This is a genomic window from Megasphaera sp. SW808, assembly GCF_012027795.1.
Lineage (GTDB): Bacteria > Bacillota > Negativicutes > Veillonellales > Megasphaeraceae > Megasphaera > Megasphaera stantonii.
Genome location: NZ_SJOT01000013.1, coordinates 46,989 through 59,403 on the forward strand (window position 1 = coordinate 46,989; position 12,415 = coordinate 59,403).

General features: G+C 54.8%; 8 protein-coding genes. 7 read left to right on the plus strand and 1 reads right to left on the minus strand.

The annotated features are described in order from the left end of the window. The first annotated feature begins 10 nt into the window (after window positions 1–10). From nuoF to E0L13_RS06610, 5 genes are all read left to right on the plus strand, one after another. Window positions 11–1,903 carry an NADH-quinone oxidoreductase subunit NuoF gene (gene nuoF, locus E0L13_RS06590; RefSeq protein WP_168061169.1) on the plus strand — a complete coding sequence of 631 codons (1,893 nt, stop codon included), beginning with the start codon at window positions 11–13 and terminating at the stop codon, window positions 1,901–1,903. Between the two features lie 12 nt (window positions 1,904–1,915). Then, complete coding sequence (locus E0L13_RS06595; protein ID WP_168061171.1) at window positions 1,916–3,643, plus strand: NADH-dependent [FeFe] hydrogenase, group A6; 1,728 nt, start codon at window positions 1,916–1,918, stop codon at window positions 3,641–3,643. Window positions 3,644–3,659: 16 nt separating this feature from the next. Then, window positions 3,660–4,127, plus strand: coding sequence for a CBS domain-containing protein (locus tag E0L13_RS06600; RefSeq protein WP_087478124.1), 468 nt, complete (start codon window positions 3,660–3,662; stop codon window positions 4,125–4,127). A gap of 254 nt (window positions 4,128–4,381) precedes the next feature. Next, complete coding sequence (locus E0L13_RS06605) at window positions 4,382–6,751, plus strand: pyruvate formate lyase family protein (protein ID WP_168061173.1); 2,370 nt, start codon at window positions 4,382–4,384, stop codon at window positions 6,749–6,751. Then, the gene (locus tag E0L13_RS06610) at window positions 6,741–7,643 is read left to right on the plus strand and encodes a glycyl-radical enzyme activating protein (protein WP_168061175.1); all 903 of its coding nucleotides are present in this window, start codon (window positions 6,741–6,743) and stop codon (window positions 7,641–7,643) included. The genes E0L13_RS06605 and E0L13_RS06610 overlap by 11 nt, the downstream gene beginning before the upstream one ends. Before the next feature lie 80 nt (window positions 7,644–7,723). Here the strand turns inward: E0L13_RS06610 and E0L13_RS06615 are convergent, their stop codons facing one another. Next, the gene (locus E0L13_RS06615) at window positions 7,724–8,296 is read right to left on the minus strand and encodes an XRE family transcriptional regulator (protein WP_087478121.1); all 573 of its coding nucleotides are present in this window, start codon (window positions 8,294–8,296) and stop codon (window positions 7,724–7,726) included. A 208-nt stretch (window positions 8,297–8,504) separates the two neighbouring features. On the opposite strand from E0L13_RS06615, the gene gyrA reads away from it, so the two are divergent. Beyond that, window positions 8,505–10,976: a DNA gyrase subunit A gene (gene gyrA / locus E0L13_RS06620; RefSeq protein ID WP_168061177.1), complete on the plus strand. Its 2,472-nt coding sequence runs from the start codon at window positions 8,505–8,507 to the stop codon at window positions 10,974–10,976. A 165-nt stretch (window positions 10,977–11,141) separates the two neighbouring features. Then, window positions 11,142–12,317, plus strand: coding sequence for an iron-containing alcohol dehydrogenase (locus tag E0L13_RS06625; RefSeq protein WP_168061179.1), 1,176 nt, complete (start codon window positions 11,142–11,144; stop codon window positions 12,315–12,317). Window positions 12,318–12,415: the final 98 nt, after the last annotated feature.

Sequence of the window (12,415 nt, forward strand, 5' to 3'; positions counted from 1 at the left end):
GTATACAGGAATGAAATCCATAACAGAATTAAACGCATTGCGCGAATCCCTGAAAGACTATATGAAAATACGGATGCCGGAAAAGAACGTTCCCGTAACGCCTGTCGACCGGACTCGTCCCGGCGTGCAGAAGCACATCCTGGTCTGCGGCGGTACGGCCTGCGTGGCTTCCAATTCCGTAAAGTTGCAGGAGGCCTTTCAGAAGGCTTTGGAAGACAACGGCTTGTCGGCGGCGGTTAAGCTGATTCAGACGGGCTGTCACGGCTTCTGCGAAAACGGCCCTATCGTGACGATATATCCGGAAAATACCTTTTATGTCCACGTAAAGGCCGGCGACGCCAAAGACATTGTAGAACAGCATATCATGAAGGGCGAAGTCGTAGAATCGCTGCTGTACATGGACCCCGTGACGGAAACGCGCGTTGAGACAAACGACGAAGTTCCCTTTTACAAGAAGCAGGTACGGCGCGTCCTGGCACGGTGCGGTCTCGTAGATCCGGAAAACATCAACGAATACATCGCCATGGACGGCTATCAGGGCCTGGCGAAAGCGCTGACCATGGAACCGCAGGCCGTCATCGACGAAGTTGTTGCCTCAGGCCTGCGCGGCCGCGGCGGCGCAGGCTTCCCTACGGGGAAAAAATGGCAGTTCTGCCGCAACGCGCCGGGCGATAAGAAATACATCATCTGCAACGCCGACGAAGGCGACCCGGGTGCGTTCATGGACCGCAGCGTTCTTGAAGGCGACCCCCACTCTGTATTGGAAGGTATGTGCATCGGCGGCTACGCTATCGGCGCCGACGAAGCGTATATCTACTGCCGCGCTGAATATCCCTTGGCTATTCACCGATTGGAAGTCGCGATCAAGCAGGCAGAAGAAATCGGCCTGCTCGGCAATAATATCTTAGGAAGCGGCTTTAATTTTAAGATTCACATCAAGAAAGGCGCCGGCGCCTTTGTCTGCGGCGAAGAAACGGCTCTCATCGCTTCCATTGAAGGCCGCCGCGGCACGCCGAGTCCCCGTCCGCCTTTCCCGGCCAACAGCGGCCTATGGGGCAAGCCGACGAACAACAACAACGTCGAAACGTGGGCCAACGTCGCTTCGATTATCCGCAACGGCGCGTCGTGGTTCAACTCCATCGGCACGAAGACGTCTCCTGGGACGAAGGTCTTCGCCCTGACCGGCAAAATCAACAACACGGGCCTGGCCGAAGTGCCCATGGGCATTACGATGCGGGAAATCATCTTTGAAATCGGCGGCGGCATTCCTCATGGCAAGGCCTTTAAAGCCGTGCAGATCGGCGGCCCCTCCGGCGGCTGTCTGCCTGAAGCCATGCTTGATACGCCTGTCGACTTTGATTCCTTGTCCGGCATCGGTGCAATGATGGGGTCCGGCGGCTTGGTCGTCATGGATGAAGCGACCTGTATGGTCGACGTGGCGAAATTCTTCGTAACCTTTACGCAGGCCGAATCGTGCGGCAAATGCGCTCCCTGCCGCGAAGGGACGAAGCGCATGCTGGAAATCCTCGTCCGCATTACAAAGGGCCAGGGGACGCGCCGCGATTTCGATCTCCTCCAGGATTTGGCCAATAATATTAAATTGTCTGCTCTTTGCGGCCTGGGCCAGACGGCTCCCAATCCCGTACTGAGCACTATTCACTACTTCGGCGACGAATACAAGGCCCATATTGAAAACAAGGAATGTCCTGCCGGCGTCTGTGCCGACCTGCTGCACTACGTCATTTCTGACGAATGCAAGGGCTGCGGCTTGTGCGCCCGCAACTGTCCGGTCCACGCGATTTCGGGCCAGCCGAAGGAAAAGCACGTTATCGACCCGCAGCGCTGCATCAAATGCGGAGTCTGCATGAGTAAATGTCCGTTCAAGGCTGTTAAAAAGGCGTAAGGAGAGTGTGTTATGGAATCGATTACTTTAACGATAAACGGCATGACCGTCACGGTTCCCAAAGGAATTACTATTTTGGAAGCGGCGCGGATGTCCGGTATATATATTCCTACTTTGTGTTATCATCCTGATTTAAAGCCTGAAGGCGCGTGCCGTCTCTGCATCTGCGAAGTCAGCGGCGCCAAAGGACTGGTCGCCAGCTGCTGTTATCCCGTAGCCGAAGGCATGGTCGTCAAGACGAATACGAGCAAGGTGCGGGCGGCCCGCCGTATGGTCATGGAGCTCCTGCTGGCAAATCATCCTCAGGACTGTCTGTCCTGCCAGAAGAACGGCGACTGCGAGCTTCAGAAGATGGCCGCCGACCTGGGCGTCCGCACGCGGCGCTTCGACGGCGGGGAAATGAAAGCCCATACGATAGACGATTCCAATCCCTGTCTCGTCCGCGATCAGGATAAATGTATCCTCTGCGGCCGCTGCATCCGCATGTGCCGCGACGTACAGAAGATGAACGTATACAGCTACGCCCGCCGCGGCTTTGACTCCATGGTCTCGACGGCCTTCGAGCAGGATTTGTCCAACGTAGCCTGCACCTACTGCGGCCAGTGCGCCAGTGTGTGCCCGACGGCGGCGATTCGCGAAAAGGACGATACGGAACGCGTATGGGACGCCATCCACGATACCGACAAGGTCGTCGTATGCCAAATCGCGCCGGCTGTCCGCGTATCTCTCGGCGAAGAGCTGGGCATGGAACCGGGCAGTATCGTAACGGGCAAGATGGTATCGGCCCTGAAGAGCCTGGGATTTGACCGCGTATTCGATACGGACTTCAGCGCCGACCTCACGATTATGGAAGAAGGCCATGAGTTCCTGCAGCGGGTGCAGAACGGCGGCATCCTGCCGATGATTACGTCGTGCAGCCCCGGCTGGGTCAACATGTGCGAATTGAAATATCCCGATTTGCTGGATCATCTGTCGACGGCGAAATCGCCGCAGGGCATGTTCGGCTCCATCATCAAGACCTATTGGGCCGAAAAGGCCGGCGTCGATCCGGCGAATATCGTCAGCGTGTCCATCATGCCCTGCACAGCAAAGAAGGCCGAATGCCTGCGGCCGCAGCTGCGCGCGTCGGGCTATCAGGACGTCGATATTTCCATTACGACGCGCGAACTGGGCCGTATGCTCCGTGAAGACGGGCTCAGCTTTGAGTCCCTGCCGGACAGCGACTTCGACGATCCCTTGGTCGGCCTCGGCTCCAGCGCCGGCGTCATCTTCGGGACGAGCGGCGGCGTCATGGAAGCGGCCTTGCGCACCGTCGCCGATATCGTAGCCGGCGAAGAACTGAAGGACATCGAATATACGGCCGTCCGCGGCTTGTATCAGACGAAAGAAGCGACAGTATACGTAGCCGGTCATAAGGTCCGCATTGCCGTCTGCAATTCCCTGGGAGCGGCGCAGCAGATCATGGACCGCATCCGGGCCGGCAACGCCGAATATGATTTCATTGAAATCATGGCCTGTCCCGGCGGCTGCATCGGCGGCGGCGGCCAGCCCGTGCCGACGAGCATGGCCATCAAAAAGAAGAGAATGGAAGCGCTGTATCGCATCGACGACGCCAGCCGTCTCCGCAAATCTCACGACAATCCGCAGATTCAGGCGCTGTATCAGAACTGGCTGGGCGAGCCGCTGGGTGAAAAAGCCCACAAGCTGCTGCATACGACCTATTCCAGACAAGTACGCTGAGAGGGGGAGGTTTTCGATGGAAAAACGTACTGTTGCCGATATTATGGAAAAAAGCTTTGTCACGGCCGCTCCGGACACGTCTGTCTTTGACCTCATCGACATGATGGTAGAGCATAACGTAGCCGTCATTCCCATTGTACGGGACGACGGCGCTCTGGCGGGCATCGTGACGGAAGCAGACCTGGTGTATAAAAAAGTTAAGCCCCATATGGCCCATTATTCCAGTTTGCTGGGAGAAAACGTCTATTACAACGGCATGAACGAGTATGAAAAGGGCTATCAGAAGAAGATGGCCTGCAACGCGAAGGAGCTCATGACGACGGACGTCGTCGTCGCTTCGCCGAAGGCGACGGTCGAACAGATCGCCGGCATCATGGTATCGGAGCATCTCAAGCTGATTCCGGTCATCGACAACAACCGGCTCGTAGGTCTCGTGACGAGACGGCACATCCTGAACGAATTATATAAGGAATACAATGGATAACCTGTCCTGACGACGGCGCTCCTTCCGTCGGGATCGGACGATGAAGGGCTGTCTCGCCAGCGGCGGGGCGGCCCTTTTATCGCGGTTGAACGGAGATATTTTGCTAAGACGAAGCTTGTGTCGTCGGGCCCGATTATATGCGCAAAGGAGCTGTTTTTTTCTATTGACAATGGAGCATTAATGTGATACATTGAAGTCATGAAAGACGTTATAACGCACAAAATGCTTTGTACTTCAAAGAGGAGGCACATCCTATGCTTACGGAACGAATTCAAAAAGCAAAAAACGAGTATGTAAATAACAAACCGGCTATTTCCTATGACCGGGCCAGAATCTGGACCGAGTCGTATAAAAAAACGGAAGGCCAGACGGAACCGATTCGCCGCGCCCAGGCGTTTAAAGACGTGTGCGAACAACTCGTCGTTACGATTTTCCCCGGCGAACTCATCGTCGGCGCCGTCGGCGAATTCCGCAAATGCGGTATCCTGACGCCTGAATTTTCCTGGACCTGGGTAGATCGGGAAATGGACCATTTCTCCGACCGCGTGCAGGATCCCTATGAAATGACGGACGAACAGCGTGCCTTCGTTCGCCAGAATATTTTCCCCTATTGGAAGGGCAAATCGCTGGAAGAAGCCTTCTTGGCCCAGATTCCGGCGGAAACGGCGAAGGTCGCCGTCGATACGGGCATTATCGATATCGATTCCAAATGGCGTCAGTCCGTAGGCGAAATTACGCCGGACTATCAGGACGTCTTGTTTAAGAAAGGCTTCCGCGGCATTATCGATACGTGCCGGGAAAAAATGGCTCAGCTTAAGCTTTCCCAGCCCGATGCGCTGAAAAAATATGATTTCTACCGCTCCGTCATTTTGTGCGGCGAAGGCATGATTGCCTTAGCTCATCGCTATGCCGACAAGGCGGAAGAAATGGCTGCGGCTGAAACGGACGCCGTGCGCAAGAGCGAATTGCAGCAGATTGCCGCGATTTGCCGCCGCGTTCCCGAATTCCCGCCTCAGACCTTCCAGGAAGCACTGCAGATGATCTGGTTCTATCAGCTCGGCGGCATCTTGATGGAAAATCCCTTGTCCCTCAACCCGGGCCGCTTCGACCAGTACATGTATCCGTATTACCGCTACGATATCGACAATAAGCTCCATGACGACGACGGCATTTTAGAGCTCATCGAATGCTACTGGCTCAAGCTGTCCGAATGGGTCTGGACGATTTCGGCCAATACGGCGGACTTCTTCGCCGGCTATAACCAGTTCCAGAACCTGACCGTCGGCGGCAGCGACCGCTATGGCAAGGACGCGACGAACGAGCTGAGCTACCTGGCGCTGAAGGCGACGGCCGAAGTGAAGACCCATCAGCCGGGCTTATCCGTCCGCATTTCCCAGAACAGCCCGAAAGAATTCGTTGACGCCGTCATGGACCTCGTCGCCCTGGGCACGGGCTTCCCGGCCATTCACAGCGATAAGACGGGATACCAGATGCTGAAAAACCTCGGCTACGATACGGAAGACGCCCGCGACTGGAATAACTGCGGCTGCGTCGTGCCCCATTTCCGCAAGACCTTCGAATGGACGAGCACGGTAAACGTCAACTTCAGCGGCGCTTTCGAATACGCGACGAACGGCGGCAAGAGCCGCATGACGGGCAAGCAAATGGGCCTGCCTATCTATCAGGACAGAAAGTTCGCTTCGTACGAAGACGTAGAAAAAGCTTTCATGGAACAGTTTGACAACCTCATCGACATTTCCGTTACGGGCACGCTCATCGCCCAGCGCCTGCAGAAGGACATGATCCCTCGTCCGTATTTCTCGGCGTTGTTTGAAGACTGCCTGGAAAAGGGCAAGGACCTCGTCGACGGCGGTGCGAAATACAACGTCGGCCCCGTGCTGACCGGCATCGGCCTGGCCGAATCGGCCAACAGCCTGGCGGCAATTAAGAAGCTCGTATTCGAAGATAAGGTCTGCACGATGGACGAAATCCTCGACGCCATGGACAAGAACTGGGAAGGCTACGAAGAATTGCGCAAACAGGCTCAGAACGCGCCGAAGTACGGCAACGACGACGACTTTGTCGACGACATTGCCCAGCGCATTTCCAACCACTTCTATGAAGAAACCCATAAATACACGGATATTTACGGGAATCCCTTTACGAGCGCCTTTATGGGCATTTCCAATTTCATTCCGACGGGCCGGGTTATCGGCGCGACGGCATGCGGACGCAAGGCCGGCGAACCGATTTCCGAAGGCGTTTCGCCTGTCGCCGGTACCGATACGTCTACGCCTCTGGCCGCGATGAATTCCTGCGCGAAGATGAACCAGGACGTTCATTCCGGCGGCACGCTGCTCAACATGCGCTTAAGCCACGACCTGGTCAAGACGAAACGGGGCAGAAGCAATCTGGCCGCTATGGTACAGACCTTCTTCGATATGGGCGCGTTCCACGTACAGTTCAACACCTTGTCTACGGAAACGCTCATCGAAGCGCAGAAGCATCCTGAAGATTACAAAGACCTCCTGGTCCGCGTAGCCGGATACAGCACGCAGTTCGTCCACCTTTCCAAGACGCTGCAGGACTCCATCATTCGCCGGAGCGTTCACGATGGCTTCTAAGGGCCGCATTTTACAGCTGCAGAATTATTCCGTCAACGACGGCGACGGCATCCGGACGACGATCTTTTTCGCCGGATGCCCCCTGCGCTGCCGGTGGTGCGCAAATCCCGAAGGATATACGCCGAAAAATCAAATCCTGTACGTCGCGTCGCGGTGCATTGGCTGCCGCCGCTGCGAAGCCGTATGCCCCGAAGGCATCAGCTTCGATTTTCAGTCGCCCCAGGCCAGGGAACGCTGTACGGGATGCGGTGCCTGCGTCGATGCTTGCCTGGAAAAGGCCCGTAAGAATACCGTTACAGAGTATACTGTCGATGAGATTACAGCTAAATTGGAAACGCAGCTGCGGTTTTTCCGCAATTCCGGCGGCGGCGTCACCTATTCCGGCGGAGAATGTACCATGCAGGCGGAATTTCTGGCGGAGCTCGTCGACGCCGTGTACGACATGGGGCTGGATCAGGCCATCGAGACGAGCGCGTATTTCGACTTGGAGGCTTTGCAGCCTACGTTGGATAAAATCGACTTGCTGTTTCTGGACATCAAGCATATGGATAGGGAAAAGCACATCGCCTTTACCGGCGTCGACAACGACCGCATCCTGCGCAATATCGCCGCTCTTGGCGGGCAGCGCAGCGGCATCGTCGTCCGCATTCCGACGATTATGGGCGTCAATGGCGATGACGACAACATCAGGCGTACGGCGCAGTTTGTCAAGGCTCACCTCTGCGACCCGCAGATAGAGCTGCTGCCCTATCATCCATACGGTGTGGATAAATACGTACAACTGGGAATGCCCTATGACGAGGGCGAATTTCGAACTCCCTCCCAGGAGGAGCTGCAGCATTTAACTGATATCATCGAGAAGGAAGGCGTCCGCGCCGTATCCTTTAAATAAAAAAAGAACCTCTCTGCTTTCATATCCATAGGATATGAGGCGGAGAGGTTTTTTGTCGTGGTTTGATGACGCGATCGGCGTTAATATTTCATGATATTCTGGAAAATAACCGGCTTATCTGTATTGTTGATATAGTAGTGGTCCGCGTTGGCCCGGAAATTAATCTTAGCCGGCGCTGTCAGCGTAAAGGTCTGCTGTTCGACCTGCAGGGTCAGCGTGCCTTCCGTGACGATGACGTATTCTTCGGCAATGTTGCGGTGGGCATCAGAATGATGCTTCGTGCCGGGCTGAAGGATGATGTAGAAATATTCAAAGCCGCTGAGGGGATTGAAGGGAAAGATATTGTACAATATCATGTTATTGTTTTCGTCGTAAATGGGCTGCAGATCCTTCAGGATATCGACGGCCTGGTATTGCTGCGGCGGTTCGTTCAGCAAGGTAGACAAGGAAATTTGCAGGCCCTTGGCGATTTTCCATAATACGGAAATCGTCGGCACGGATACGCCCCGTTCTATTTGTCCCAGCATGGTTTTGCTCACGCCGGTCATGGCGGCGACATTATCCAGCGTCAAGTCGCGGTCAAAGCGGATGCGTTTTAAAATTTTTCCGATTTCCTTTGCCGGATCATCGGGTATAATAGGCGAAGTTGTCATGATGGATTCTCCCTAAAGAATACTTTTTCTCTATTCTACATCCTTTATAAAAGGCGCGTCAAGGCGGATGAAGGGCTGTTTTTCGGCGGAGCTATCTATTTTGCTGATTTTTTGGTATAATAGAACAGATATCCTAAATATATATCTATAACGATATATGCAGGACGTCCCAGTATTTATATTATTACATTATATTTGAGGTGACATTGTGGACGAACAACAATCTGATAAAGTATTACCGGTTTGTCTGGAAAGCGAAATGCAGACGTCGTACATCGACTATGCCATGAGCGTTATCATTACGCGCGCATTGCCTGATGTACGGGACGGGCTCAAGCCTGTTCACCGCCGTATTTTGTACGCCATGCATGAAGCGGGCATGACGCCGAACAAGCCGTACAAAAAGTCAGCGCGTATCGTCGGGGAAGTTTTAGGTAAGTATCATCCCCATGGTGACAGTTCCGTATATGATGCGACAGTCCGCCTGGCCCAGGATTTCTCCACGCGCTATCCTCTTGTTGACGGTCACGGAAACTTCGGCTCTGTCGACGGCGACTCCGCGGCTGCCATGCGTTATACAGAAGTGCGTATGGCTAAGATCACCGGCGAAATGTTGGAAGATATCGACAAGGATACGGTTGATTTTATGCCTAACTACGACGGGTCTCTCCAGGAACCGGTCGTGCTGCCGTCTAAGATTCCCAATCTGCTGGTCAACGGCTCTGCCGGCATCGCCGTCGGCATGGCGACCAACATTCCGCCCCATAACTTAGGCGAAGTCATCGACGGCTGCGTCATGCTCATCGACAATCCCGAAGCGAGCCTGGACGAGCTTATGACCAAGATCAAAGGACCCGACTTCCCGACGGGTGCGAAAATCATGGGACACGACGGCATTTTAAAAGCCTACTCTACGGGCCGCGGCAGCATCAAGATGCGTTCCTGCGCGTCCATCGAGCCCATGGCGAAGGGCAAAAACCGCATTGTCGTCACGGAAATTCCCTATCAGGTCAACAAGGCCCGGGTTATCGAATCGATTGCCAACTTGTCGCGCAACAAGGAAATCGACGGCATTACGGCCCTGCGGGACGAATCGGACCGCAAGGGGCTGCGCATCGTCATCGAGCTGCGGGCTGACGCCAACCCGGATATTGTCCTGAACAAGCTGTATAAGCATACGCAGCTTCAGGAAACCTTCGGCGTTATCATGCTGGCCCTCGTTGACGGCCACCCCCGCATCTTGACCTTGAAGGAAGTCCTCCATTACTATTTGGAACACCAGAAGGTCGTCATTACACGGCGCTGCAAATTTGAACTGGAAAAGGCGCTGGCCCGGGCCCATATTTTGGAAGGCCTGCTCATTGCGCTGGACCACATCGACGAAGTCATCCGGACGATTCGCGAATCTCAGACCGATGAAATTGCCAAACAGGCCTTGATGAGCAAATTCGGCCTCAGCGACAAGCAGTCGACGGCGATTCTCGACATGCGCCTGCGCCGCCTGACCGGCTTGGAACGAGAAAAAATAGAACAGGAATACAAGGAAGTGCAGGACCGGATTGCCTACTTGCGCGACGTCTTGGCCGACGACCACAAGATTATGGAAATCGTCAAGGCGGAACTGCTCGACGCGAAGAAGAAATTTGCCGACGAACGGCGGACGGAAATCGTAGCCGACTCGTCTGATTTCGCTATCGAAGACATGATTCCGAACGAACGGATGGTCATTACCCTGACGCGCCGGGGCTACGTAAAGCGCATCAACGCCAACGTATACCATACGCAGAATAAGGGCGGCCGGGGCATCAAGGGCATGAGCACGAAAGATGAAGACGCCGTCAACCATCTGCTGTATACGTCGTCGCTTAACACGGTCTTGTTCTTTACGAACTTTGGCCGCGTATACCGCCTGAAGGCCTACGAAATCCCTGAAGCGAACAGCCGCAACTCCAAGGGTATCGCCGCGATCAACATCCTGCCGCAGATGGCCAGCGGGGAAAAGGTAAACGCCCTGATCGACCTGGACCAGGTAGACCCGTCCATGAACCTGTTCATGGCGACGGAAAAGGGGCTGGTCAAGAAGACGGAGCTGAAGGAATTTAAAAACGTTCGCCGCCACGGCCTCATCGCCATTTCCCTCATGGAAGGCGACCACTTGGCGAAGGTGCGCCTGACAAAGGGCGATCAGCGCATTATTCTGGCGACGAAGCTGGGCATGGCGATCTGCTTTAATGAAAACGACGTCCGTCCTATGGGCCGCAATACCCGCGGCGTCCGCGGCATTTCCCTGGCCGAAGGGGACAGCGTCATCGGCGCCGACGTGCTCGAACCGGACTGCCAGGTTCTGACGGTGAGCGAAGAAGGCTTCGGCAAGCGGAATAATATGGACGCCTATAAGATCCAGCTGCGCGGCGGCAAAGGCGTGAAGAATTTCAAGATTACGCCGAAGACCGGCGCAATTGTCGGCGTAGAAGTCGTCCACGAAAATCAGGAGCTCATGCTCATTACGTCGAACGGCATTGTCATCCGCACGGATATCGAAAGCATCGGCATCAAGAAGGGACGCAACACGTCGGGCGTCAAGATTCAAAAACTGGAAGGCGACGATAAAGTCGCTGCGTTAGATACGATCACCGTAGAAGGCGAAGAAGATTCGCAGGATACGTTGTTCGACGCATAATATCTGCTGAAAAGAGGCTCTGCGGAGTCTCTTTTTTTGCATATGGTGCGCAAGGTCGTATCGTATGCGTGCAGATTGCCCCACCTGTTTTGATTGCACAGAACGGGATGACCTTATATAATGAAGGTATCATCACAACGCAGAATTAGATATGGAGGGATGACTATGAATAATTTTACCTACTATACGCCGACGAAGGTCTTTTTTGGCCGAGACGAAGAACAGCGAGTCGGAGATATCGTGAAGAGCTACGGCGCGACAAAGGTGCTGGTTCTGTACGGCGGCGGCAGCGTCAAGCGTTCCGGCCTGCTCGACCGGGTGGAACAGGCCCTGACAGATGCTGGCGTATCCTATGTCGCCTTCGGCGGCGTGCATCCGAATCCGCTCCTTTCGCATACGCACGAAGCTATTGCACTGGCGAAGAAGGAAGAGATTGATTTCATCCTGGCCGTCGGCGGCGGCAGCGTTATCGATGAAGCCAAAGCCGTCGGCATGGGCTATTACTACGACGGCGACGTATGGGATTTTTATCTGCGCCGCGCCGTCCCGGAACGGGTTGTGCCCCTGGGCTGCATTCTGACCATCGCCGCAGCCGGCAGCGAAACGAGCTGGGCCTCGGTCATTACGAATGAAAAGGGCTGGTATAAGATTGGCTATCAAAACGACATCCTTCGCCCGATCTTCGCCATCATGAATCCGGAGCTGCTGTACACGCTGCCGCCGTATCAGATGGCCTGCGGCAACGTCGACATGATCATGCACGTGCTGGAACGGTTCTTCAACCCGAATGCGGAAGACGACCTGACCGACTCCATGGCGGCGGCCCTCATCCGCAACGTCATCAAAAACGCGCGTATCGTAAAAGAAAACCCGAAGGACTACAACGCCAACTTTGAAATCATGTGGGCCGGCAGCCTGGCCCATAACGGCTTGTTCGACGGCGGCAACGGCCGCGGCGACTGGGGAACGCACCACATCGAAATGGAAGTCAGCGGCCTGTTCGACGTCGCTCACGGCGCCGGTCTGGCGGCTATCTGGCCTAGCTGGGCCCGGTACGTCCTGCATAAAGACACAGGACGCTTCGCTAAATTGGCTCGTCTCGTTTTCGGCGTGCAGGGCGAAGATGAGGAAGCGGCGGCCTTGGAAGGTATTGCTAAGATGGAAGCCTTCTTTAAAGAAATCGATATGCCGACGTCGCTGACGGAGCTGGGCATCCAGCCGACGGAAGAACAGTATTGGGACATGGCGAAGAAGTGTACGAAACGGGATATGGTCAAAGAAGGCTGCTTCGGGCAGCTGACGTCGGCCGATATATATAAGATTTATAAAATGGCTGAATAAGTGTAAATCAGGCGAGGCGGCAGGGCTTTTCCTGCCGCCTTTTCCTGTTTTGCAACGATTTGTAAAAATTGCAGAAAAATTTCCTTGACAAGAGACTA

Excerpts from the sequence above, each read along its gene's own strand:
- nuoF (WP_168061169.1), top strand. The coding sequence starts at position 11 with ATGAAATCCATAACAGAATTAAACGCATTGCGCGAATCCCTGAAAGAC.
- E0L13_RS06595 (WP_168061171.1), top strand. The coding sequence starts at position 1,916 with ATGGAATCGATTACTTTAACGATAAACGGCATGACCGTCACGGTTCCC.
- E0L13_RS06600 (WP_087478124.1), top strand. The coding sequence starts at position 3,660 with ATGGAAAAACGTACTGTTGCCGATATTATGGAAAAAAGCTTTGTCACG.
- E0L13_RS06605 (WP_168061173.1), top strand. The coding sequence starts at position 4,382 with ATGCTTACGGAACGAATTCAAAAAGCAAAAAACGAGTATGTAAATAAC.
- E0L13_RS06610 (WP_168061175.1), top strand. The coding sequence starts at position 6,741 with ATGGCTTCTAAGGGCCGCATTTTACAGCTGCAGAATTATTCCGTCAAC.
- E0L13_RS06615 (WP_087478121.1), bottom strand. The coding sequence starts at position 8,296 with ATGACAACTTCGCCTATTATACCCGATGATCCGGCAAAGGAAATCGGA.
- E0L13_RS06625 (WP_168061179.1), top strand. The coding sequence starts at position 11,142 with ATGAATAATTTTACCTACTATACGCCGACGAAGGTCTTTTTTGGCCGA.